Here is a 24432-nt window from a genome sequence, read left to right on the forward strand (position 1 = left end):
ACGGCCCTGGTCCTCGCCAATGTGCCCTTCTCCCTGGTGGGTGGCGTGGCGGCGGTGCTGCTCGATGGGAGCGTGCTCACCGTAGGCTCGATGGTGGGTTTTGTGACGCTCTTCGGCATTACCGTGCGCAATTCGATCATGCTCCTCTCCCACTACCGCCACCTCGTGACCGAGGAGGGCGCCGAGTGGTCCCTGGAGACCGCGGTGCGGGGCGCGCAGGAACGATTGCCGTCGATCCTGGTCACTGCTCTGGTGACGGGCCTCGCGATGCTGCCCATCGCCATTGGCAGTGATAACCCCGGGCGCGAGATAATGGGGCCCATGGCGGTGGTGATCATCGGCGGCTTGGTGTCGTCCACCTTGCTGAACCTGATCGTGCTGCCGGCCCTGGCCTTCCGCTACGGTGGCCTGGCGCGCTGGACAGCCGCTCGGGCGTGAGCCGCTGAGACGTAAGCGCCGGGCGGATACGTTCTTCTTCTTAACCTCGATCCGACGAGGAGGATCTATGGCGACCACGGCGTTTGCCCGCCTGATCACCGCGCTCTTCGCGTGGATCGCCGCCATCGGCCTCAGCGGCGCGGCGGCATGGGCGCAAGAGCCGGAAGCCGCACCGAGCGACGAGTTGCCCGTCGTGCGCGTGGGGCTGCTGCGCTTCGGCACGGTGAACTGGGAACTCGACACCTTGCGCCACCACGGCTTCGGGGAAGCCCGCGGCGTGCGCGTCGACACGGTGCCCCTGGCTTCCAAGAGCGCCCTGACCCTCGCTCTGCAGGCGGGTGAGATCGACCTGATGGTCGGGGATTGGCTGTGGGTGGTAGGTGAGCGCCAGCGCGGTGGAGAGTACTCCTTCGTCCCCTACTCCACGGCGGTCGGTAGCCTCATCGTGCGCGAAGGTGCCGGCATCGAACGCCTGCGCGATCTGCGCGGACAGCGCGTGGGCATCTCGGGCGGTCCCAACGACAAGAACTGGATTCTCCTGCGCGCCTACGCGCGGCGCGCCCTGCGCGAGGACCTGCGGGGGGTCACCGATCAGATGTTCGCGCCACCGCCGCTGCTCAACGACCTACTCGAGCGCGGCCAGATCGACCTGGCGATCACCAACTGGAACTACGCGGTGCGACTGCAGTCGCGCGGGTTCCGCGCGTTGGTGCGCGTGCAGGACGTGTTGCCGGAGCTCGGGATCGCCGAGCCGATCCCCCTCCTTGGGTGGGTGTTCCGCGAGGAGTGGGCGAGCGCGCACGCGGAAGACCTGAAGGCCTTCATCGAGGCAAGCTACGCGGCCAAGCGCTTGCTGGCCTCGTCCGACGAGGAATGGACGCGCCTACAGCCCAAGTTAGGCTTGGGTATCGTCGAAGCTCAGCTCGACGAGCTGCGCGAGGGGTACCGCGCAGGGATCCCCCGGCGCTTCGGCGAAGCGGAGCGGGCCGCCGTCGGGCGGGCGCTCGCGGTGCTCGTTGATGAGGCTGGCGCCCGCGCGCTCGGGCTCGAGTCTGACACGCTGCCGGAGGGCACCTTCTGGCAGGGCTTCGCCCTCGGCGAGGATACGGGTTCGCCGTAGCCGGTAAGGCCGCTAGGCGTCCGGCTCCAGGTAAGGGGCCGCCGCGTCGCTCATCGCGCGAAAGTCGTGCCCGACACCGTCTACCACCGTGAGGCGCCAACGCAAGGGCACCTGCTCGCGTTCGGCCAGGGCCTGCGCCATGCGAAAGAAGAACTGGCCTCGACTCAGGCGGTGTCGGCCTTGCTGATCGACCAGGGGCGAATGGAGTAGGGTGCCGCCGGCACCGTCGTGGTTGTCCTCGGCGCCGAGCAAGACGATGAGCTCTTTACTGAAGGAATCGAATAGTGTTGCCGGGGTCAGGCCGGTGCCGTCGAGGCCCACGGGAAGTGCCTGGTCGAAGCTCGGGAGCGTGTAGAACCCGGCATTGGCCGCGATCACGCGGCGAGCCTGCGATTGAGGTCGGCAGAGCACGAAGCGATGGGCGATCTGTGCGCCGGCGGAGTGTCCGAACACGTCGTAGTGGGTGGCGCTTGCCCCCGTGGCCTGCTTCAAGTGCTCGAAGATGCGGTCGAAGTCGGCGAACAGCCAGCGCGCCGGGTCGGGATTGCCGGCAAAGGCGATGTCCCCATCGTCGGCGATGTCGAGTACCTCGCCGCGACCCTCTCGCCGCGGTTGTACATCGGGAAACGAGAGGTCCTTGATCAGGCCACCCATGTGGTACTCGGCGAAACCGTAGGTCTCGGCGGGGTACTCCAGGGCGGCGACCAGCTTGCCGCTGCTGCGCGCCATCGCGAGCCACACGTTGCGGTACTCGGCCGCATCCCGCCCACTGCCCGGCACCACCAGCAGTACTGGCGCATCCGCAGTGAAGCCGGGCGGTAGGTAGTAGTGGACCGTGATCGCGGCGCTCTCCTGGCCAGCGCCGCCCGGCAGGCGAAAGTGTCCCGCGCCCTGAGGTAATGCGGTCGGGGCCATGCCGAGGCGCTGCTCATGAATGGGCCTGAGCGTCATGTCGCATTCCGGGCATTGACCGGGGGCACTGAACTCGATCCCATCTGCCGCGCAGCCGCAGGGCGGGCACTCGAAGGACTCCTGCGCCACGCGGCGCGTGCCGCACGCGGCCACGCCCGCCAGGGCGAGGCTGGCGGCGAGTAGCTCTCGACGATTCATTCGGGGCTCCTTAGCCTGACGCGGACGTTCGCTTGAAGCGCGCGGCATGTTGGTGGGGGGTGCAGCCGAAGTGGCTGCGGAAGGCCTTGCGCAGGCCGTCTTCGCTGGCGAAGGCGGTCGCTCGCAGCACCTCGCTCATGGCGACGCCCTGTTCGAGCAACATGCGCGCGCGATCCAGGCGCAGGCGTTTCACGAACTGCGCCGGCGGGGTGCCGAAGGTGTCCTGGAAGCGTCGGGTGAACTGGCGCTCGCTGAGTCCAGCGCGTTCGGCGAGGCGACTCACCGGCAGCTCGATGTGCAGGTGCGTGGCCGCCCATGCGCACACCTCTCCGAGGCGATCGGTGGCGGCGAGCTGCATGCGCAGGGGATCGGAGTATTGGGCCTGGCTGCCCGGTCGGCGCAGGTACACCACCAGCTCCCGGGCGCTCGCGGCAGCGGCGTCGCGGCCGACGTCGGATTCGATCAGCTCCAGGGTGAGGTCGATTCCGGCCGTGACGCCGCCCGAGGAGCACATGCGGCCGTCGATCAGGAACAGGGAGTTCGCATCCACCTCGATGGCGGGGTAGCGCTTTTGCAGCGCCTGCGCGTGGGCCCAGTGGGTTGCCACGCGCCGCCCGTCGAGCAAACCGGCCTCAGCCAAGGCGTAGGCGCCCGTGCACACGGAGGCGATGCGCTCGAACCGGTGCTCGTGACGTCCCAGCCAGCGGGCGAGGGCGAGCAAGGTGCGAGGCTCGCGTATCCCCACGCCGCCCGGCACGAGCAGCGTGTGCGCCTGCGGTGCTTCGGGCAGGTCACGGTCCGCCCAGAGCTTGAGGCCGGACTCGCAGACCAGGGGGTTCTCCCCGATGCCCCAGCTGGTAAGGGCGTAGGAGGGTGAGCCGTCGGCGCGGAAGGCGGCGGCGAAGGCTTCCCAGGGGCCGGCCACGTCGACGGCGTTGACCCCTGGGTAGAGCAAGGTGGCGATGGTGATGGGTGCTGACATGAGGCCAGCATAGGGCGGATGCGGATGGCGGAAACGACGTTTTTCAGTCTATTTAGGACATTTACGTCTGAGGCGAGCCCGACGGCTGCCGCAGGCTGACTCGAGCATCCACGCCCAAGTCAGCTCTCGGATATCTTCAAGGTTCTTTCTTGCGCAGCGAAGTTGGTGGGCTCTTTCGTATGATGGACGGCCTGCGGCGTTTCTCGAGCGGCGGACGTTCGCTGCGCCACGGGGCGCTGAGCTGCAGCGCGTGCGCCGGAATCTCTACGGTCACGTTGGCGCCCGCGATGCCGCTGGGCAGGTGTTCGTGCCCTGCTTTCACGGTGAAACCGAATGGACGCGCTAGCGTGAGCTCGGCAGTGCCATCTGCAGTGAGATTAGTTACCACAGTCGTTAGGTTCGTCGTCTCGCGGAACGGAAGCGTATAAACGCCAAGCTTTCCGAAATCGAGTGCGAGTTCGCCCTGCATTGCCACCTGCGGTGCCGCCCACACGCTATCGGCGCTGCTCGATGCCTCGAAATCCACGTCGGTCATCAGGGCGGCTTCGAACGTCTTGAACGTCGCCACGGCGCGGACACCCGGGCGTAGGCGATCACCGGCCAACGTCACCTCAAACGGTGGTGGGTCGACGAGCCAGAGCATTTCCAGCACAGCCCGAGGCATGGTCATCTGCCAGCGCCTACCCAGGCACTGCGCCATGGCCTCCGTGAGCTCCTCGAGCGCCTGGCCGGGTGCGGCCTCCGCCGGTGCGTCGATCGTGCGGTGTTGAAGCCCGGCGCTGGTGCGAATGAGCGTACGCAGGGGATAAGGTGCAGCGAAGAACTCATCGAGCGCTGCCTGACCTGGCGTTCGCGGAAACTGAATCTGCACGGTGCCATTCGGGGTCGGGGTGCCGGTCGCGGGCGTCCCGTCGGGCCAGTCCAGGCCGTACATCCGCGCGACCGCGATGGGTAGATCGCTGGGCGGATCGCCGAGGATGGCCGGGGGGCTACACATCTCCCCCTGTCCTTCGATGGTGAAACTGCCGCCATAACCGGTGTGCAGGTTGCTGCAGCTGCCCTGGACGCCGAACAGAAGGGCACCGTCACCAACCTCGAGCGGTTTTCGCGGCACGCCGGGATTCACCGGTGTGTTGGCGAACGCCGGCTTAGGCTCAATCGTGATCTTGCCAGACAGCGTCATGCTCTCGCCGCCCAGGGACCCGGCGCGAGCCCCTTCCAGCGAGATCCTACCGTGAGATGGGCCGTCGAAATCGACGGCGCGCGACAGATCAAAACGTTCTGGGCACAGGAGATCACCCGAAGGCTTTGCAACGCAGAATGACTGGCAGTCTGGATCAAGCGCATCGCAGCTGTCGCCCACGCCCTGACTGAGCGCGTCGGCGAGCGCTCCAAGCACGGCCTCGCTCACCGCGGCAAAGGCAGGTCCGTTCCCAAGACCGGCCTGTACCGAGCAGATTTCAAGATCAGCCTGCGAGGCCTGCGCTGCGATGGAAACGTCATGCAGCAACCAATCGTCTGTGGCCTGATCGTCACGAAAGACGTCAACGATGTTGATCACATCGACGTCGATATCGTTCGGGCAGACAGTTGCGCCTGCGGGTACCTGACCGCTCAGGTGAATATCGAGATACTCATCCGGCGGGTAGATGCGCAATTCTGCGACCGGACCGGCCGTCAGGCGAAATCCTGGTATCGCATCGCATCCGGGGTCATCGTTGTCGTTCTGCTCACACCACACGCCGTCGCCGTCGAAATCCCGCTCGCAGCCGGCCCGCCTGGGGTTCGCTACACAGCCAAGTTCGCGGGCCATTTCTTCCCGGACATGCCGTTCTATGACGTCCTTCCCGAACCGAATCGACCAATCCTCACTAGAGAGCAAATTGCCTCGGTTCGGCAGCGTCAGGCCCGGGCCGCCGTTTTCAGCGTAAGGGCCATCGATCTCGAGCCGGATGAACAGCCCGAAACCGACCACGCCTATTGCCCATCGACTGAATCTCGCCCCTTCCGGCAGGAACCGTTCGATCAGTTCCATCGGAAGGTCGTAGCACGGGATGTCGCCGAGTGCGCTGACAAGCGCAGGTGGGAGCTGGTCAGGCGCGATGCTCTTAAAGCTGCCGTATTCGACAGCATCCAGCGAGGCGCACAGGCTAGGCCTGGTATCGCCCTCGATCCGCCAGTTGTACTTCAACTCCACCGGCCAGGTGTCATAGAACGATGGGGCGGGGCTGAGGATATCGCTCGCGTCGCAATCGCGTGTCAGGCAGTCCGGTGGGCGCATGAAGAACTCCGCAGGGACCGACGTGCCGTTCCAGTCGGTGATGCCGGGTCGCCGCGGAATGTCGATGCGATCCAACACGACCGGTGGGCTGTCCGGTTCGAATACGAACTCTTCAAGCGAGCAGATTTCCTGAACGTAGAAGTAGTCCCACAACAACTTCTCCAGAACTTCTGAATCGATGTGAATATCCACAATGCCGGTCTGGGCCATCGTGGACGTGGGCGTCCAGCAACCTACGAGGATTGAGAGAGCGCCAAGGACTATCGGGCGCCAGCACAGTGCATTTGCCATAGTGAACTCCATTGCCAGGTTCCTCCCTCAGGTTCCCGCGGCGGCTAACCGCTCCGCCGTCCGTGCGTCCTCGCTGCGGTGCGCGCGGTGCGGGCACCACCAGCCGATCGCCCCGGCAGCAAGGCCCAGGCCTAAGCCCATCGCTACTACCTGGCCGACCGGCAGCGCCGCGAACGCGTCCGCCAGGCGATCCCAGAGCGCCGTGGGCCCGAACCAGGCGTAGCCGACGTACATCAGCACCGAGCACCCGATGGCCAGGAGAAAGGGATCCGCCGGCTTACGTCGCTTGATATCGATAACCAGCAGCACGAGCAGCGCGAGGGTGGTCAGGCCCATCGCCGCATCGAGCGCCATGCCAAACTTGGCGAGTTCTTCAGGGGCTCTTATGGCGAAACCAGGCACGAAGTTGGCCAGCAGTCGCGCCAGCGATGGGCCGACAAGGGGGGTCAACGTCGCCAGCATGTAGCGCGCGTGGCGTTCCGGGTCGCGCCGGTGGCGTAGGGCCAGCCCGTAAAACAGGGCGAAGGCTAAGGTGGCTACCCAGTCGGCGACGGCGAGGTCGTGGCCGAACAGAAGATTGAACGGCGAGTTCTCTCGCAGCAGAGTGACCTGCGTGACCAGCAGTCCGCCAGCCACCATGAGGGGGGCGAGCAGCACACTGGCTCGACCGAGCCAGGCGTGGAGGCGCCAATGACGATGATGGATGGACGCGCTTTGGCAAATCAGCAGCACGATCCAGGCGGTGGCCGTGATGCCGTGTAGATGGTGCGCCGCAGGCGCGTCGTCGAGCACCAGAAAGTAGGTCGGTGCGAAGGCGGCCAGGGTAATCACGAGGAAGGCGAGCACGAAGTAATGGGCATGGCGAAAGGGCAGCACGTTGGCACCTCGATGAGCGATGTTCGAGGCAAATGCTTTGGTTTTACGGTGGCGCTCAGCAATGCCGGCGGGCGGTCATGGGCGCATCTGGCCGCGCTTGGCCGTGCCTGGCCGCATCGGATCGCGGAGGCTGGGGTGCCTGAGGCGGTTGGCGTTCGCGAGGTTGCGCGATGACCGATGGCGATTCAGGTATCGCCTCGCCCCGTCTCGTGGGGTGGAAGCGCATCGCGTCCCACCTACGCTGCAGCGAGCGGACGGCGCGTCGCTGGGAGGCGCAGGAGGGGCTGCCGGTTTACCGTCACGTGCACGAGACCAAGAGCACCGTCTTTGCCTTGCCCGGCGAGCTGGACGCATGGCTCGCGGAGCGCGCGGCGGATGGCCCGGCGCTGGGCGCGACCGAGGCCGCTGCCGAGGAACCAGCGCCGCTGGCGATGCCATCACGGCCGGGCGCGAACCGGCTGACGGTGCTGGTGGCGAGCATCCTCGTGGTGGCCCTGGGCGTGATCATCGCGCTGCGTTACGTACCTGAGCGCCAGCCGCTGCCCGCGCCGGGCGTCACCCTCTCCACCGACCCGGTGGCCAACGGGCTCTACCATCGCGGTCGGGCCATGTGGGAGCAACGCGGCGCTGAGGCCAGCGAACGGGCGATCAAGATGCTGGGCGCCGCCGTGGAGCGCGATGAGGAGTTCGCCGCTGCCTGGTCGGCGCTGGCCATGGCCTGGGCGACCTACGCCACCTATGTGGTCGAAGCGGACAACGGCCGCGCCTTGGACGAGGCTATCGTCGCCGCCAGCCGCGCTCTCGAGCTGGACCCCTCACTCGCCGAAGCCCGTTCCATGATGGCCTTCTTCGCCCAGCGCAAGGGCGATTGGGCCGAGTCCCAGCGGATCTACGAGCAGGCCCTGGCGCTCGATCCGGACAACGGCAATCTGATCCTGTGGTACGCGAGTCACTTTCGCGAACTCGGCATGTTCGAGCGCGCGAACGAGCTCACCGCTCAGGCGCGCGCGCTCATGCCGACCTCGCCGGCGGTGCTCACGGAGATCGCCATGAACCACCTTCAGGCCCACGAGACGCAGCGCGGCGCCGAGCTGCTCGACGTCATCCGCGAAGACCTCGGCATCGAGACGCCGATCCTCTGGTTCGGCACGGGCATGGTGGAGAGACGGCGCGGCGACCCCCAGTCCCTGAGCGCCTGGGCACAGCGATCCCCGTTCCCGGGGACGGCGCCATTGCTCATGGAGTTCGTCGCTGTCGAGTTGGATGATGGTGACGCTGTCGACGCGCTCGCGACGAACATCGAGGCTGCGTACCAGAACGGTCGATTGCCGGGTTTCGGGGCGGTCCACCTGCTTATCGAGATCGATCGGCCGGAGCGAGCGCTCTCGGTGGCCGAGTGGGAGGCAGAGGACGGCGAGTTCATCAACTCCGCCGTCTTCTACGATCTGCAAAAGCCCGCCCTGCGCCTATCGGATCGATTCACCGCCGTGGCTGATCGCCTCGGCATGGTTGCCTATTGGAAAGAGGTCGGTGCGCCGGACTTCTGCCGCAGTCAGCCGGACACGCCGGTGTGCCTGGTCATCGCCGGCGACGCTCGCCCCTAGGGGCTAGGTGCCACTCAGGCCGTGCTGCTTGAGGCGGTAGCGAAGGGTCTCCCGCGTCACGCCGAGTTCCCGGGCGGCCTGGGAGACATTGCCGTCGGTGCGGGCGAGAGCTTCTTCGATCAGAAGTCGCTCAGCTTGCGCTAGCGTGAGCCCGCGAAGGGCGTCCATGCCCGTGGGCGGCTTGCCGCCGTTGCCACTTTGCAGTCCCGCGTCCGCAGCCACCAGCGCAGGGGTAAGTAGTTCGCCGCCACCCATCAGCACGGCGCGCTCCATCACATGGCTGAGCTCGCGAACATTGCCCGGCCAGTGGTAAGTCTTCAGCGTGCTCGCCGCCTCGGGGCTGATCGCGGGGGTTGGGAGGCCGAAGCGTCTAGCGGTCGTCGCGACGAAGTGTTCCGCTAGCTTGAGCACGTCGTCGGGGCGCTCGCGCAGGGACGGCGACTCGAGGGTCAGCACCTTCAGGCGATAGTAGAGATCGGCGCGGAAGCGTCCGGCCTCGATCTCCTGCTCCAGTTCGCGGTTGGTGGCGGCGATGAACCAGGCGTCGACGTTCACCTCGCTCGAACTGCCCACCCGCCGCACGCGCCGCCGTTCCAACACCGCGAGGAGCTTCGATTGGGTCTCCATCGGCAGCTCGCCGATCTCGTCCAGGAAGACGGTGCCTCGCTCGGCGGCTTCGATCAGGCCGGTGCGCTCTTCGGTGGCGCCGGTGAACGCGCCCTTGCGGTGGCCGAAGAGTTCGCTCTCGACGAGGTCCGCGGGAAGCGCCGTGCAGTCCACGTGCACGAAGGGTTGCTGCGCCCGTTCACTGCGCTCGTGCAGGGCGCGGGCGAGCAGGCCCTTGCCGGTGCCGGTCTCGCCGAGCACGAGCACGTTCGGTGGCATAGGGGCGGCGCCGAGGCGGGCGATGCGCGTCACCTGCTCGCGCAGGGCGGCGGCGGCCGGCGTGTCGCCGAGGTAGTCGGCGGCCACCTCGCCACCGGCCTGGCCTCGCTCGCGCGAGCGCGATGCGGCCAACTGTCGGCGCACTTCGCGTTGGGACAGGACGCGTTGGATGTTGAGGGTGAGTTCGTCGAGGTCCACGGGCTTGCGCAGGTAGTCGTCTGCGCCGGCCTTCATCGCGGCCACGGCGTCTTCCAAACCGCCGAAGGCGGTCATGACGATCACCGCGGGATTGCCGGCCCCGAGGGGGTCCTGCGCATCGCTGAGCTGCTCCAGCAGGTCCATGCCCGAGCCGTCCGGCAGGCGCATGTCGAGGAGCACGAGATCGATGGCGTCCTCCTTGGCGGTGGTCTGCAGGGTGTCTCGGGCCGATCCGATGTCCCCGGCGACCACCACCTTGTAGCCCGTTCGCTCCAGGTGGCGGCGCACGGCGGAGGCGAGGAGGGTCTCGTCCTCGACCAGTAGCAGGTGGGGTGAGCCCTGACTCAAGGCGAGGGTTCCTCCACGTTAGTGATTTCCCTCGGTAGCTCGACCAGCGCCCGCGTGCCACCCTCTTCGCGTTGGCTGAAGGCGAGGCGTCCGCCGTGGCCGCGGATCACCTTGTAGGCGAAGGGGATGCCGAGCCCCGTGCCGCGACGCTTGGTGGTGGGGCCGGGGCGCAGCTGCTCCGGCTCGGTCTGGGGGGTGAACCCCGGCCCGCTGTCGAGTACCGCCAGCTGGGCGTCATCGCCTGCCAGGCGCGTATCGATCCTTACGGTGGCGCCACGGGGTGATGCTTCGATGGCGTTGTTGATCAAGCCGTGCAGCGCCTGTTCCATGAGATCGACATCGACCGTCAGCGACCCCTGCGCGTCCGCGTGGCTTACCTCGAGGGCGACCCCCTTCTCCGCGGCGCGCGCTTCGCAGGGCGCCATGGCGCCGTGGGTGAGTTGGGGCAGGGTACAGGCGACGGGGTGTGGACGCAGGGGATGCAGGTAGCTCAGGAGTGAGTTCACCCAGCGCCCGAGGCGATCGACGGTGGCGATCACCTCATCGCGCACCTCATGCCACTCCTCGGTGTCGCTCACATCCACCACCTGCACGGCGGCGCGAATGCTCGCGAGGGGGTTGCGAATGTTGTGTGCAACAACGGGCACGAGGGCGCCAAGGGCCGCCTGGCGTTCCTGGGTGACGAGGGCGTCGCGGCTCGCGATGAGCTCCTGCGCCATGTCGTTGAGGGTGAGGCTCAGCTCACGCAGCTCGCGCACGGCGTCGTCGGCATCGATCTGGGTGTCGAGTTCGCCCTCGCGCATGGTGGCGGCGCCCTGGCGGATCGCTTCCATGGGGCCAACGAAGTGTCGGCGGAAGCGTCGCCGTGTCCACAGCAGTAGTCCTAAGCCGATGGCGATAGGAATCGAGATCAGCATCGGGGCCAGACGATTGAAACGGGCCAGGCGCTGCTCGAGCTGTTGGCGCTCCTCGATGATGGCCGCGTTGAGGGCGAGAAACGCGGTTTCAAAGTCACCGAGGATCCAGCGTTGGTAGGCGGGGTCCAGTTCTTCCGTGCGCGCCTGCTCGGTGACGTCGGAGGCGTCGGCGAACACCCGGTTCATGGCCGTCTGCATGCGAGCGTACGCCTCGCGCATGTCCGTGATGGCCTCGCGTTCGGGCGCTTCGGTGGCGTTCTGTTCCAGGCCGTTGAAGGAGAAGTCGATGCCGTAGAGCAGGCGCCAATACTTGTCGAGGGCGTCGGGGTCTTGCTGCAGCTGGGCGCGGGTGACCTCCTTCACGCCCCGATACACATCACCGCGCAGGGACTGTGCCCCGGAGAGCAAGGTGTTGATGCGTACGGCTTCGGAGGAGGCTCCGTGCCAGAAGCTGGCCCACAGGCCACCGATGCCAGCGGTGATCACCAGCAGGGCGAGGAACCCGCCCTCGAGCGTGTTGACCAGGGCGCGCAGGGAGCGAGCGCTCGGCTCACCCGGGCGCGGGGCCGGCGATCTCGAGGACGCGGGAGCGTGTGCGGCCGGGCTTGCCTTCGCGGGCTCACCGGCGGAGCTGGATACCATCTCGGCGCCTGCCTAGGTGCATGACCTTGTCTGCGTTGGACTATACTGCCGCCTTTCTAATATTCGCGACTCTTGACCCCACCCACACCGGCGTCATCCCTTGAGGGGGCCGGGGCAGGGCAGGGGCGTACAGGTCACGTCGCCGGGGGCATGGGCGGCGTTGAACACCAAGACTAATGGGGCGTTCGCATGAGAGTAATCGTTCTGGGTGGGGATGGCTTTTGCGGCTGGCCGACGGCCTTGTATCTGTCCGACCAGGGGCACGAGGTCTGCATCGTCGACAACCTCTCCCGACGCAACATCGACAACGAGCTCGAGGTGCAGTCGCTGACGCCGATCCAACCGATCGGCAAGCGCATCGACACCTGGCGCGAGCTCACGGGTCGCGAGATCCAGTTCGCCAACATCGACATCGCGCACAACTTCCAGCGTCTGCGGAACCTGATCGAAGAGTTCCGGCCGGAGGCGATCGTGCATTTCGCCGAGCAGCGCGCGGCGCCCTACTCCATGAAGGGCGAGGTGCAGAAGCGCTACACGGTGAGCAACAACCTGAACGCCACCCACAACGTGCTGTGCGCCATCGTCGAGGCGCAGCAGGACATCCACCTGGTGCACCTCGGCACCATGGGTGTGTACGGCTACAGCACCACCGGCATGGTGATCCCCGAGGGGTACCTCGAGGTGCAGGTGCAGGCGGAGAACGGCGAGCTGGTCTCCCAGGAGATCCTGTACCCGCCGCAGCCGGGCAGCATCTACCACCTGACCAAGACCCAGGATCAGCTGTTCTTCTGGTACTACGCGCGCAACGACGGCGTGCGCATCACGGACCTGCACCAGGGCATCGTGTGGGGCACGCAGACGGAGCAGACCAGCCGCGACGAGCGCCTGATCAACCGCTTCGACTACGACGGCGATTACGGCACCGTGCTGAACCGCTTCCTGATGCAGGCGGCGATCGGCTACCCGCTCACCGTGCACGGCACGGGCGGGCAGACCCGCGCCTTCATCCACATTCGCGACACCGTGCGCTGCATCGAGATCGCGCTCGAGAATCCGCCGGCGAAGGGCGACCGCGTGCAGATCTTCAACCAGATGACCGAGACCCACCGGGTGCGGGATCTGGCGGAGAAGATCTCCTCGCTTACCGGGGTGAAGGTGGATTACCTGCCGAACCCGCGCAAGGAGAAGCCCGAGAACGACCTGCGGGTGGCGAACGACTGCTTTCTGGATCGGGGCCTGAAGCCCACCACCCTGGATGAGGGGCTGATGGACGAGGTGCGGGACATCGCCCTGAAGTACGCGGACCGTTGCGACCGCTCCAAGATCCCCTGCACGTCCACCTGGGTGCGCCAGGACGACGAGGGCGCAGAGGCTGGCGATAAGGCCGCGCCAGCCCAGGCGGCGGCCCGCTAGCTCAGTAGACCGGGCGGGGCTGGAGGTCTTCCAGCGCCGCCGCTCGGCGGGCGCGAGTCAGCGCCCGCTCAGTACTCCCACCACACCTGCTTCCACCAGGTGATGAACTCCTCGTAGTCGATACAGCCGTCGCTGTTGGTATCGATCATGGAGAAGGCCTCGGCTGCCTGCTGCACGGACGACTCCGGGCTAAGCACCTGTAGTAACTTGGAAAACTCCGAGAAATCGACGGTGCCATCACCGTCCGTGTCGGTGAATTCGAAGTTGTCGCGGATGGTTTTCAGCTCGTCTTCCGGAATCGGTCGCATGGTGTGCCGGGCTCCTGCTCGGTCGTGGGGCTCAGGTCGAAAGGCCCCGCAGTTTACCCGTGTTTTCACGATCTCGGTCGCGCTTTGGCCACTTGACCCTTGCGTCTGCGAGCTTAGGTGTTATAGTTGGGTACAACACTAGTTCACTAAGCCGGTTGGGCGGGGTTGGCCCGCGACCGGTACGGGAGGCCGCCCGAGGCCGCAACGTAAGAGACTGACGATGGAACCGAAATGGAACGATACGCAGCCGATCTATCGGCAGCTACGTGACCGGGTCGTCGCGATGATCCTGGAGGATGTCGTGGGCGACGGTGACGCGCTGCCGTCGGTGCGCCATGTGGCGGCCGAGTACCAGCTCAACCCCCTGACCGTGATGAAGGGCTACCAAGCGCTGGTGGATGAGGATCTGGTGGAGAAGAAGAGAGGACGTGGCATGTACGTGAAGTCCGGGGCCAAAGCGCTGCTCCTGAGTGATGAGCGCAACCGGTTCATCCAGGAGACCTGGCCGAGCGTGGCGATGACGATTCGCCGCCTGGGGCTGTCGTTAGAGGAATTGCTTGCGGCCCCCGTGCCCGAGGAGCAGGACGAAGGCGCCCTGAGCCCCGGCGGTGCCGCCAACGACGCGGGCGACGCCAAGCCGGCCAAAGACAAGGACGACGGAGACGACAAGCCATGACCACCCCCCTGATCACCGCCCGCGGCCTGCGCAAGCGCTTCGGTCGTCAGGAAGTGCTGCACGGGCTGGACTTCGACATCGAGGAAGGGCAGATCGTGGGCCTCATCGGCCCCAACGGCGCCGGCAAGACCACCGTGTTGAAGGCGATCCTGGGCCTGCAGCCCTGCGACGGCGAGCTCAGCGTGCTCGGCCTCAACCCCTACACTCAGCGCTCGCAGCTCATGCAGGAAGTCTGCTTCATCGCGGACGTGGCGACCCTCCCGGGCTGGCTGCGCGTGCAGGATCTGCTGGCGATGATGCCTGGCCTGCACCCGCGCTTCGATGCCTCGCGCGCCCTCGACTTCCTCGAGCGCACGGAGGTACGACCGAAGGCGCGCATCAAGGAGCTGTCCAAGGGCATGACGGTGCAGTTACACCTGGCCATCGTGATGGCGATCGAAGCCCGTCTGCTGGTGCTCGACGAGCCGACCCTCGGCCTCGACCTGCTCTATCGCAAGGCTTTCTACGAGACCTTGCTGACGGACTACTTCGATGAGAAGCGCACGATCCTCGTCACCACTCACCAGGTGGAGGAGATCGAACGCATCCTGACGCACCTGATGTTCATCCGCAGCGGTGAGCTGGTGCTGAACTCCTCCATGGAAGACATGGCCGACCGCTACCTCGAGGTGCTGGTGCACCCCGATCAGGTGGCCCAGGCGCAGGCCTTGCAGCCCGTGTACGAGCGCAGCATGTTCGGCAAGAAGGTATTCCTCTTCGAAGGTCAGCCCCGCGACACGCTGAGTAGCCTCGGCGAGGTGCACAGCCCGAGCGTGGCGGATCTCTTCGTGGCCAAGATGGCACCCAGTTCGAAGGTGGCAGCATGAACACCACCCTGACCCTGGTCCGGCGCGAGTTGCTCGAGCACCGATCGATCTTCTTCGCTCCCGGCATTCTCACCCTGATCATTCTGGCTGCCTCGCTGTTCGCGGTGGCGAAGGGCCTGAGCGTGGGCAGCGAGGTGAACTACGCCCTCGATGAGCTGCGCTCGGCGGACCCGGAGCGCGTACGCGTCATGCTGCGCAGCCTGCTGTCGGTCAGCCTGATTCCCTTCGCGGTGCCGTTCAATCTGCTCATGAGTGCGGTGGCGAGCTTCTACCTCCTCGACAGCCTGTACGGCGAGCGTAAGGACCGCAGCGTCCTGTTCTGGCGGTCGCTGCCGGTGTCGGACACGCAGTCCGTGGTGGCCAAGCTGCTGACCGGGTTGGTCGCCGTGGGCCTGGTGGAGATGGTGGCGGTGATCATCGCCTTCGCCCTTAACGGCATCATCCTGTCGGTGGGCCTGCTGGCGCTCGGGGAGAACCCGATCACCCTGCTGTGGCTGCACGCACCGTGGATCTCGGGGCCCCTGTTCCTGCTCTACGTGGTAATGGCTCAGGCGATCTGGTTCGCGCCCTTCGCGGCTTGGCTGCTGCTGGTCTCCTCGGCGGCGCGTAACGCACCGTTCCTGTGGGCCCTCGGCATCCCGGCGGCGCTCATGTACCTCGAGTGGTTGTTGTTCCGCACGCAGAACTTGATCGACTGGATCGGTGGCCACGTGCGCGACTTCGGCTACTACGCCCTCAACACGGATGACGATGAGGTTCGCTTCTCCAGCGACGACTTCGAGGACATCTTCGATGACTTCGGCGACATCGAGGCCCCCCTGTCGCTGCTGGAGATTCCCGATCCGATCGCGCTGCTGACGGCGCCTGGCCTGTGGATCGGGCTCGTGATCGCCGCGGTCTTCACCGTGGGTGCCGTCCGCCTGCGTCGTTACCACGACGTTTGAGCCACCCGACGCCCGGCGCCACCCCCTAGGCGCCGGGCGTTTTGCGCGCTCGACCTCAGCCCTGCGATAATCGCCTCATCAGACCGCAGGTATAGAAGGAGGGCGTTCCATGCGCGGCATGCTGATACAGCTGCTCATCACGGCCTTCGCCCTGTGGGTCGCGGACGAGCTGCTGGACAAGGTCATCATCGATGATCTGCCGACGCTGGTGATCAGCGCTGCGGTGCTCGGCTTGGTTAACGCCTTCATCAGGCCCGTGCTGACCTTCCTCACCTTTCCCTTTACGATCATCACCCTCGGTCTATTCCTGTTCGTGCTCAATGCCGCCATGCTCCTGCTCGCCAGTAGCCTGGTGCCGGGCTTCGAGATCCAGGGACTCACGACGGCATTTTTCGCGTGGGTCATCGTGAGCCTCGCGAGCGCGGGGGCGTCGATGCTCATCGGTGAGGACGGTGAGCGCGACTGAGGTTCCGTCGTTTCCCTTTGCCGCAGAGTGGTCGTTTCAAGCTAGGTGAGTAGTCACAGCATTCCCGTCGAGCCTGCCCGTGGCCTGCGCCAGTTTCTCGGTGTGTTCCGCTACAGTCGCCGGGCTGTGGAGCTCGTCTGGTCGACCAGCCGCCGCCTGACCATCGCCTTCGCCCTGCTCACCCTGATCGCTGGCGTGCTGCCGGCGGCGGTGGCGTGGGTGGGCAAGCTGATCGTCGATGCCGTGGTGGCGGCCATGGCCGTGCACGAGGCCACCGGCGCCACCGAGCTCGACGCCATTGTGCGTTACGTCGGCCTGGAGGCCCTGCTGGTCGCGCTCCTCGCCGCCACCCAGCGCGGCATCAACGTGTGCCGGTCACTCCTGCGCGCGATGCTCGGCCACCGCGTGAACACGATGATCCTGGAGAAGGCGCTGACCCTGCAGCTCAGCCACTTCGAGGACTCGGAGTTCTACGACAAGATGACCCGCGCCCGGCGCGAAGCCTCGACGCGGCCCCTAGGGCTGGTGAACAAAACCTTTGACGTCGTGCAGAACGGCATCTCGCTGGTCTCTTACGCCGCGATCCTGCTTCAGTTCTCACCCTGGGCGGTGCTGATCATCGCCGTGGCGGGCGTACCCGCCTTCCTCGCTGAGACCAAGTTCTCCGGCGATGCCTTCCGCCTGTTCCGCTGGCGCTCTCCCGACACCCGGCGCCAGATGTACCTGGAGACGGTGCTGGCCCGCGAGGACAGCGTGAAAGAGGTCAAGCTGTTCCAGCTCGGCCCGCAGTTGCTGGATCGCTACCGGGGCATCTTCGACAAGCTCTTCGATCGCGATCGAGCCCTGACCATCCGCCGCGATTTCTGGGGCTTCATCTTAGGGCTGCTGAGCACGGGCGCCTTCTACGGCGCCTACGCCTGGACGGCCCTGTCGGCGGTGCGCGGGGGCATCAGCCTCGGTGAGATGACCATGTACCTGCTGCTGTTCAAGCAGGGCCAGTCGTCGGTGTCCGCCGTGCTGTCCTCGATCGGCGGCATGTACGAGGACAACCTCTACCTCTCCATCCTCTACGAGTACCTGGAGCAACCGGTCACAGCGCTCGAAGGCACCGCCACGGTAGGCCCCGACCCTGGCGATGGCCTGCGCTTCGAGGACGTGAGCTTCACCTACCCCGGGTCGAAGACACCCGCCTTGGCACACGTGAGCTTCCACCTGCGCACGGGCGAGAGCCTGGCACTGGTGGGGGAGAACGGATCGGGCAAGACCACGCTGATCAAGCTGCTCACGCGTCTCTACGAGCCGTCCCACGGGGTGATCAAGCTCGATGGGTTGGATCTACGCGAGTGGGATCCCCACCGCCTGCGCGAGCGCATCGGGGTGATCTTCCAGGACTTCGTGCGCTACCAATTCCTGGTGGGCGAGAACATCGGCGTGGGTGACGTGAGCCGCTTCGACGACGAGGCGGGTTGGCGGGACGCGGCCTCGCGCGGCCAGGCCGACGTGTTCGTGAACAAGATGGAGGAGGGCTACGGGACCCAGCTCGGTCGCTGGTTCCCCGGGGGGCGTGAGCTCTCCATCGGCCAGTGGCAGAAGATCGCCTTGTCGCGCGCGTTCATGCGTCGCGACGCCGACATCCTGGTGCTCGACGAGCCTACCGCTGCGATCGATGCGGCGGCGGAGGCCTCCATCTTCGAGCACTTCCAGACCCTCTCCGAAGGGCGCATGGTGATCCTCATCTCGCACCGCTTCTCGACGGTGCGGATCGCTTCGCAGATTCTGGTGGTCGATGACGGGCGCATCGTCGAACACGGCACCCACGAGGACCTGCTCGCACGTGAAGGGCGCTACGCCAAGCTGTTCCTGCTCCAGGCCGAGGGCTATCGCTGAGGGCACGCGAATTTTCGCGCCGGCCGACGGTCGGTAGACTATCGACAGCCATTCCCATCCATCGATCGCCTGCGAAAGGCCGAGTACCCCCAGTATGAGTGCACCCCTTCCCCGCGTCCGGTTGTTCCGTCCCGTTCCTCCTGCTCGCCAGCTCTTGCTCGCGGTCGGCGCCCTGGCGATCGGGGCGTTGACCAGCTCCTGCACGGGGGGGAGCACGGGCGGTGCGACGGCCGAAGGCGACGCCGCCAGCGCCGATGCGGCGCCGATCGTGCCCGCCGTGCCGCCCGCGCTCGGGGCTTGGCGGGCCACGGTGCAACTGCCAGGTGGGGAGCTGCCGTTTACCCTGAGCCTGGCCGAGTCCGCCCAGGGCCTGACGGCGACGGTGGAGAACGGAGAGGAGCGGGTGCCGGTCGGGCGGGTCGCCCAGGAGGGCAACGAGTTGCTGTTCGAGTTTCCCGCTTTCAACAACCGCATCGCCGCCACCCTGCGCGAGGACGGCTCCCTGGCGGGCGACCTGACGCTGGTCAAGCGCGGCGGTGAGTTGCAGGTGATGCCCTTCGAGGCTTACCCCGGCGCCGTGCATCGCTTCCAGGTGGCGAACCCCTCGCGGGTGGATCTGGACGGCCGTTGGGCCGTGACCTTCACCGACGATGAGGGCAAGACCTCGCCCGCCGTCGGCGAATTCACCCAGACGGGCGGTGAGCTGCAGGGCACCTTCCTCACGCCCACGGGCGACTACCGCTACCTGGCGGGCAACGTGGACGGCGACGGCATGGCCCTCTCCACCTTCGATGGCGCCCACGCGTTCCTCTTCCGCGCCCGCATGCAGCAGGACGGCACGTTGGTGGGTGACTTCTGGTCCGGCACGCGCTGGCACGAGCGCTGGCGAGCCCGTCGCGACGACAGCGCCGCCCTACCCGACCCGCAGACCCTGACCTTCCTCAAGGCCGGCTACGACAGCTTCACTTTCGAGTTCCCCGATCAGGATGGGGAGCCCGTGTCCCTGGACGATCCGCGCTTCGACGGCAAAGTGGTGCTGGTCGCGCTGGCCGGCAGTTGGTGCCCGAACTGCCACGACGAGGCGGCGTACCTCGCCGAGTACTACCGCCAGAATCGCGACCTGGGCGTGGAGGTGGTGTGCCTGATGTACGAGCACTTCGAGGACTTCGAGACGGCGGCAACCCAGGTGAAGCGTTTCCGCGAGAAGTTCGACATCCAGTACACCACTTTGGTGGCGGGCAGCTCCGACAAGACCAAGGCGGCCGAGACCCTTCCCATGCTCAATCGCGTGCTCGCCTTCCCCACCACGATCTTCGTCGATCGTGCGGGCGAGGTGCGTCGCATCCACACGGGCTTCTCCGGGCCGGGCACGGGGCAGTACTTCGAGGACTGGGAACGGGAGTTCCTGGCCTTTATGTCGACTCTGCTGAGCGAGTCAGGGGCGACGGCGAGTCGCTGAGGAAGCGCTCGGTCCACTGCAGCACCGACAGCACCCGTGGGGTGAGGCGCTCTACGGCCGCATCCAGCGAAAACCAGCGAAACTCGTGGTGCTCCGGGCGCCCCAACTCGGGGTTGATGCCCAGCACCACATGCACTTCCTGAGTGATCGCCGCGTAGTAGCGGGAGACCTTGCCAGGTCCGTAGGGGCCCGTATCGATGAACTCGTGGCCCCACACGAATTCCAGGTCGGTGATGCCGGTTTCCTCTTCGACCTCGCGCATGGCGGCTTCCAGCGGGCTCTCCCCGGCCTCCACCCCGCCCTTGGGGAAGTCCCAGTGGCGGTAGGCGCGCAGCAGCAGCACCCGAGGTCCCTCGGGTGAGAGCCGCACCGGCACCACGCCGGCGGAAAACGCCTTGATCCTTCGTCCCGCCATGACCTCAGTATCTCAAGCTTGCACCGCGAGCACTGTGGGCCACCCGACAGCCGGGGTGCCCTGTGCATCGCTCAGGTGCCGATGAGAGCACGGTTTGAAGCTGTACGCTGCCTTAGGCGAGACTAGAGAGTGCTGATCAGTTCACAGGCGGTGTGCCGTGACGGCACAATCCGCGCCTGCACCACCGTCCCAAGCCCAATTCGGAAGGACCACCCCCATGTCGAGCGCTGAATCGCCCCAGGACGAGCGAATCTGGCTTCAGGAATATCCCCCTGGCGTGCCCCAGGACATCGAGCCGCAGCGTTACGCCTCCGTGAAGGCGGTGATCGAGGAGAGCTGCGAGCGCTACGCCGACAAGCCCGCCTTCAGCAACATGGAGCACGAGCTGACCTACCGAGAGCTGGATCGCCTGAGCGCCGCCTTCGGCGCCTGGCTCCAGCACGGCGCCGGCCTGCGCAAGGGCGATCGGGTGGCCGTCATGCTGCCCAACCTGCTGCAGTACCCGGTGGCGGCCTACGGCATCCTGCGCGCCGGCATGACCGTGGTGAACGTCAATCCGATGTACACGCCGCGCGAGCTCAGGCATCAGCTGTCCGACTCGGGCGCCTCGGCCATCGTGATCCTGAAGAACTTCGCCAACACGCTGGTCGACGTGCGCGATGACCTGCCCGACCTCAAGCATGTGATCACCACTCAGATCGGCGACATGTTGCCCTGGCCGAAGTCGGCGATGATCAACGCGGTCGTCAAATACGTGAAGAAGCTCGTGCCGCCGGTGCAGTTGACGGGCGCGGTGGCGCTCCCCGCTGCGCTCAAGCAGGGCGCGTCGATGACCCTGGACGACGTCGCGCTCACCCACGACGACCTGGCCTTCCTGCAATACACCGGGGGCACGACTGGCGTCGCCAAGGGCGCGATGCTGACCCACGGCAACATGGTGTCCAACCTCGAGCAGTCGGCGGCCTGGCTGTCGCCCGTGACGAGTGACGGATCGGACATCGTGATCACGGCGCTTCCGCTCTACCATATATTTTCATTAACTGCGAATTGCCTCGTCTTCACCAAGATCGGCGGCAAGAACGTGCTGATCACTGACCCCCGTGACATGGCGGGCTTCATCGGTGAGCTGCGCCGCCATCGCTTCACGGCGATCACCGGGGTGAACACGCTCTTCAACGGCCTGCTCCACGCCGAGGGGTTCTCAGGCCTCGACTTCGGCCCCTTGAAGATCACCCTTGGCGGTGGAATGGCCGTGCAACGGGCCGTAGCGGAGCGCTGGGCGGAGGTCACGGGCAAGCCGTTGATCGAAGCCTACGGCCTCACGGAGACCTCGCCCGCCGCCTGCATCAACCCACTGACGATCGAGGCCTACAACGGGTCGATCGGCGTGCCCATCTCCTCCACCCACGTCACCGTGCGCGACGACGACGGCAACGCCCTGCCCCGGGGCGATGTCGGGGAGATCTGCATCGGCGGACCGCAGGTGATGAAGGGCTACTGGCAGCGCCCGGAGGACACGGACAAGGTGATGACCGAGGCGGGCGATCTGCGCACCGGCGACATGGGCTACGTGGACGAGCGCGGCTACGTGTTCATCACCGATCGCAAGAAGGACATGATTCTGGTGTCGGGCTTCAACGTTTACCCGAACGAGATCGAAGACGTGGTGGTACGCCATCCCGCCGTGCTGGAGGCCGCTGCCATCGGCGTGCCTGATCCGAAGAGCTGCGAGGCCGTGAAGCTGTTCGTGGTGTGTGATCAGGGGCAGCAGCTCGACAAGGCAGCGATCATCGCCCACTGCCGCGAGCATCTGACCAACTACAAGGTGCCGCGCCACGTGGAATTCCGCGAGGACCTGCCGAAGAGCAACGTCGGCAAGATCCTGCGCCGCACCCTGCGCGATGAAGAGCTGGCAGCGAAGGCGCCGGCCGCGGAGCAGGCCTCTTGAGTGAGTCCCGAGGCGGCAAGGGTGTCCACTTAGCAAAGCTTGCAACGTTATTAGGAAGAAGCCACGAAGTGCGTGGCCGTCAGGTGGACATGCGTCCGCCGGACGAGGCGATGCTCTGGTTCGAGGGCTGGCAGGCAAAGCGCCTGGCCATGACCTACGCAGATCTCGAGGCGCAGGCCCGCTACAAGCCGGCCGTCGACTTCTTTCTCTCCGACATCTACGGCGCGCGGGATTTCAGCCAGCGCGATGACGACGTGCGTCGGGTCTACCCGCTCATGTCGCGGGTGCTGTCGGAGGAGGCGATCGCCTCGATCACCCTGGCCATGGACCTGCACGCGATGAGCCAGGAGCTGGATGAGAAGATGCTGATCCAGCTGCGCGATCATCTGAACGTGACTGTGGGCGAGGAACTGCGGGCCGAGGATTACGCCGAGGCCTATCGGCGCATCGGCGAGGTGGAACAGCGTCAACGGCAGATCGACCTGGTGGTGCAGCTCGGGCGCACCCTCGACCGCGTCGTGCCCAATCCCATGCTCTACACGGCCGTGAAACTGGCCCACGGGCCGGCCCACATGATGGGCTTCGGCGAGCTGCAGGACTTCGTGGAGCGCGGCTTCGTCGCCTTCCGCCACATGCACGGAGCCGATCGTTTCTTGGGGGCCGTGCGCGATCGAGAGCTCGCCATCCACCATCGCCTGATGGCCGGTGAGCCGCCGTCGCGTTGGTTCATGGCCGGCGATGCGCTCGAGCGCGATCTCGCCGAGGCCGATCCGGGCGAGGCGGCTGGATGATCGCACGCGGAACGCGTTAGGCGCGTGTCCAAGCTCCATGCGGCCGTGCAGGCCCACCACCTTCGGGCCGCGCTCTGCGTCGCGTTCTGGTTGGCCATCTTGCTGGGCGGTTCCGTCTGGCTGGTCCATCGCCTGGCCCCCACCTTCCCCGAGCTCACGCCCGCCCTGACCCTCGCCTGGGCGATCAGCACCTGGTTGCTGGCGATCAACTTGTGCACTTGGCAGTTCTGGCACCTGGACAAGCGCCTCGCGGGCGAAGCGGGGCGGGTACGTGTGCCCGAGTCGCTGTTGCTTCTGCTGAGCACGGCCGGGGGGTTGCCGGCGGCGCTGCTGGCGATGCGCCTGCTGCGCCACAAGTCAGCTAAGCGTTCCTTTCAGTGGCGCCTGCTGCCGATCGCATTGCTGTGGATCGGTGCGTTAGGCGCGGCGCTTTGGTGGCTGCTCGAGCGAAGCTAGCGCTGGCATTGCGGGCAGTAGTAGCTCGCCCGTTGGCCGATCACGCGCTGGCGAATCGCGCTGCCGCAGGTGCGGCAGGGTTCGCCCTCGCGGCCGTAGACGGCGAGTTTCAGTTGGAAGTAGCCGGGCGAGCCGTCGCTGCGCAGGAAGTCGCGTAGGGTGCTGCCGCCGCTGTCGATCGCTCGCTGCAGCACCTCGCGCACGGTCTGCGCCAAGCGGTGGTAACGAGCGCGTGAGACGCGCCCGGCGGGTCGGGTCGGCGAGATACCCGCCTCGTGCAATGACTCGCTGGCGTAGATGTTGCCCACGCCCACCACCACGTGGCCGTCCATGAGGAAGTTCTTCACGGCGCCGCGGCGCCCGCGCGAGCGAGCGAAGAGGTAGTCGCCGTCGAAGTCATCCCCGAGCGGCTCCGGGCCCAGCTCGGCGAGCAGCGGATGGGACTCGACCGGATGCGGCGCCCACAGCAGGGAGCCGAAGCGTCGCGGGTCGTTGAAGCGAAGGGTGGCGCGATCGAAGCGCAGGTCCACATGGTCGTGGAGCTTCAACGCCCGTTCGGTGGCTGCCTCGATCACCCGCACGCTGCCCGACATACCCAAGTGAAGCAGCAGGTTCCCGCGGGGCAGGCGGAAGATCAGGTACTTTGCTCGCCGCGTCAGTCCCTCCAGGGGCTGGTCTGCGCTGTCGGCGGCCAGGGTGGCTGGCACGGGCCAGCGCAGGCGAGGTTCGCGCACCACCACTTCGCGCAGGGTGCTGCCCTCCACGTGCGGGGCGATGCCGCGGCGGGTGGTTTCCACTTCGGGTAACTCGGGCACGGGTCTCCTTCAGCGCGGACCGGGTTGTCGGCCTGTGACCTCGGCCAGCGAGGATCTCGGGGTGGCACGTTAGCATTTCCCCATCCGTGGGCGGCGCGGCGCCAACCTAGCCGCCTTTACGGTGATTGCGGATATCGCGAATTCGAGTATCGGCCTACGGTGCATCGTCGGTTGCTGGGCCCGGGCCATCGCAAGATCGCCCTGCTGGATTTGTCAGCGGCTGCAGCGCTCCGCTACAGTGCCCCTCGCACCGGCGTATATTGCGGTGCAATATCCACGACACTCTCCCGAGGATT

22 protein-coding genes are annotated in these 24432 nt (G+C 66.4%); 13 read left to right on the forward strand and 9 right to left on the reverse strand.

Annotated elements, in window-relative coordinates:
* Together AAF184_11255 and AAF184_11260 are read left to right on the forward strand one after the other, a co-directional pair.
* Positions 1-438: efflux RND transporter permease subunit (locus AAF184_11255; protein ID MEO0422907.1), on the forward strand; the 438-nt coding region annotated here is incomplete at its 5' end.
* Positions 439-505: 67 nt separating this feature from the next.
* Positions 506-1558, forward strand: a complete 1053-nt coding sequence (locus tag AAF184_11260) for an ABC transporter substrate-binding protein (protein ID MEO0422908.1) — start codon at positions 506-508, stop codon at positions 1556-1558.
* Positions 1559-1570: 12 nt separating this feature from the next.
* Here AAF184_11260 and AAF184_11265 read toward each other — a convergent pair whose 3' ends face one another.
* The 4 genes from AAF184_11265 to AAF184_11280 form a co-directional block, all read right to left on the reverse strand.
* Positions 1571-2668, reverse strand: a complete 1098-nt coding sequence (locus tag AAF184_11265; GenBank protein ID MEO0422909.1) for a hypothetical protein — start codon at positions 2666-2668, stop codon at positions 1571-1573.
* A gap of 10 nt (positions 2669-2678) precedes the next feature.
* Positions 2679-3650, reverse strand: coding sequence for a helix-turn-helix domain-containing protein (locus tag AAF184_11270; GenBank protein MEO0422910.1), 972 nt, complete (start codon positions 3648-3650; stop codon positions 2679-2681).
* 136 nt (positions 3651-3786) lie between these two features.
* Complete coding sequence (locus AAF184_11275) at positions 3787-6141, reverse strand: hypothetical protein (GenBank protein ID MEO0422911.1); 2355 nt, start codon at positions 6139-6141, stop codon at positions 3787-3789.
* Between the two features lie 108 nt (positions 6142-6249).
* Complete coding sequence (locus AAF184_11280) at positions 6250-7098, reverse strand: hypothetical protein (GenBank protein ID MEO0422912.1); 849 nt, start codon at positions 7096-7098, stop codon at positions 6250-6252.
* Positions 7099-7268: 170 nt separating this feature from the next.
* Here AAF184_11280 and AAF184_11285 point away from each other — a divergent pair, with 170 nt between their 5' ends.
* The gene (locus AAF184_11285) at positions 7269-8702 is read left to right on the forward strand and encodes a tetratricopeptide repeat protein (GenBank protein ID MEO0422913.1); all 1434 of its coding nucleotides are present in this window, start codon (positions 7269-7271) and stop codon (positions 8700-8702) included.
* Between the two features lie 3 nt (positions 8703-8705).
* On the opposite strand, the gene AAF184_11290 is transcribed toward AAF184_11285, so the two are convergent.
* On the reverse strand, positions 8706-10133 hold the full coding sequence (locus tag AAF184_11290) for a sigma-54 dependent transcriptional regulator (GenBank protein ID MEO0422914.1): 1428 nt from the start codon (positions 10131-10133) through the stop codon (positions 8706-8708).
* Complete coding sequence (locus AAF184_11295) at positions 10130-11692, reverse strand: ATP-binding protein (GenBank protein ID MEO0422915.1); 1563 nt, start codon at positions 11690-11692, stop codon at positions 10130-10132. The genes AAF184_11290 and AAF184_11295 overlap by 4 nt, the downstream gene beginning before the upstream one ends.
* A gap of 189 nt (positions 11693-11881) precedes the next feature.
* Between AAF184_11295 and AAF184_11300 the strand changes: the two genes are divergently transcribed.
* Positions 11882-13105, forward strand: a complete 1224-nt coding sequence (locus AAF184_11300) for an NAD-dependent epimerase/dehydratase family protein (GenBank protein MEO0422916.1) — start codon at positions 11882-11884, stop codon at positions 13103-13105.
* A gap of 68 nt (positions 13106-13173) precedes the next feature.
* On the opposite strand, the gene AAF184_11305 is transcribed toward AAF184_11300, so the two are convergent.
* Positions 13174-13413, reverse strand: a complete 240-nt coding sequence (locus tag AAF184_11305; protein MEO0422917.1) for an EF-hand domain-containing protein — start codon at positions 13411-13413, stop codon at positions 13174-13176.
* Positions 13414-13633: 220 nt separating this feature from the next.
* Here AAF184_11305 and AAF184_11310 point away from each other — a divergent pair, with 220 nt between their 5' ends.
* From AAF184_11310 to AAF184_11335, 6 genes are all read left to right on the forward strand, one after another.
* Positions 13634-14089, forward strand: coding sequence for a GntR family transcriptional regulator (locus tag AAF184_11310; GenBank protein ID MEO0422918.1), 456 nt, complete (start codon positions 13634-13636; stop codon positions 14087-14089).
* Entirely contained in the window at positions 14086-14955 is an 870-nt protein-coding gene (locus AAF184_11315; protein MEO0422919.1) for an ABC transporter ATP-binding protein, read from the forward strand. The genes AAF184_11310 and AAF184_11315 overlap by 4 nt, the downstream gene beginning before the upstream one ends.
* Positions 14952-15899 carry a hypothetical protein gene (locus AAF184_11320; protein MEO0422920.1) on the forward strand — a complete coding sequence of 316 codons (948 nt, stop codon included), beginning with the start codon at positions 14952-14954 and terminating at the stop codon, positions 15897-15899. Before AAF184_11315 ends, AAF184_11320 begins: the two co-directional genes overlap by 4 nt.
* 109 nt (positions 15900-16008) lie before the next feature.
* The gene (locus tag AAF184_11325) at positions 16009-16365 is read left to right on the forward strand and encodes a phage holin family protein (GenBank protein ID MEO0422921.1); all 357 of its coding nucleotides are present in this window, start codon (positions 16009-16011) and stop codon (positions 16363-16365) included.
* 45 nt (positions 16366-16410) lie between these two features.
* Positions 16411-18252 carry an ABC transporter ATP-binding protein gene (locus AAF184_11330; protein ID MEO0422922.1) on the forward strand — a complete coding sequence of 614 codons (1842 nt, stop codon included), beginning with the start codon at positions 16411-16413 and terminating at the stop codon, positions 18250-18252.
* Positions 18253-18346: 94 nt separating this feature from the next.
* On the forward strand, positions 18347-19711 hold the full coding sequence (locus tag AAF184_11335; GenBank protein ID MEO0422923.1) for a redoxin family protein: 1365 nt from the start codon (positions 18347-18349) through the stop codon (positions 19709-19711).
* Here AAF184_11335 and AAF184_11340 read toward each other — a convergent pair.
* Positions 19665-20126, reverse strand: coding sequence for an NUDIX domain-containing protein (locus tag AAF184_11340; protein MEO0422924.1), 462 nt, complete (start codon positions 20124-20126; stop codon positions 19665-19667). The genes AAF184_11335 and AAF184_11340 overlap by 47 nt on opposite strands.
* Positions 20127-20343: 217 nt before the next feature.
* On the opposite strand from AAF184_11340, the gene AAF184_11345 reads away from it, so the two are divergent.
* The 3 genes from AAF184_11345 (at position 20344) to AAF184_11355 (ending at position 23321) form a co-directional block, all read left to right on the forward strand.
* Entirely contained in the window at positions 20344-22074 is a 1731-nt protein-coding gene (locus tag AAF184_11345; GenBank protein ID MEO0422925.1) for an AMP-binding protein, read from the forward strand.
* A 68-nt stretch (positions 22075-22142) separates the two neighbouring features.
* Entirely contained in the window at positions 22143-22865 is a 723-nt protein-coding gene (locus AAF184_11350) for a hypothetical protein (GenBank protein MEO0422926.1), read from the forward strand.
* Between the two features lie 24 nt (positions 22866-22889).
* Positions 22890-23321, forward strand: a complete 432-nt coding sequence (locus AAF184_11355) for a DUF1294 domain-containing protein (GenBank protein MEO0422927.1) — start codon at positions 22890-22892, stop codon at positions 23319-23321.
* Here the strand turns inward: AAF184_11355 and mutM are convergent.
* A complete protein-coding gene (mutM, locus tag AAF184_11360; protein MEO0422928.1) occupies positions 23318-24136 on the reverse strand; it encodes a bifunctional DNA-formamidopyrimidine glycosylase/DNA-(apurinic or apyrimidinic site) lyase in 819 nt (272 codons plus the stop codon). The genes AAF184_11355 and mutM overlap by 4 nt on opposite strands.
* Between the last annotated feature and the right edge of the window lie 296 nt (positions 24137-24432).

It is taken from the genome of Pseudomonadota bacterium (genome assembly GCA_039815145.1).
In the GTDB taxonomy this organism is placed as follows: Bacteria; Pseudomonadota; Gammaproteobacteria; order Steroidobacterales; family JBCBZW01; genus JBCBZW01.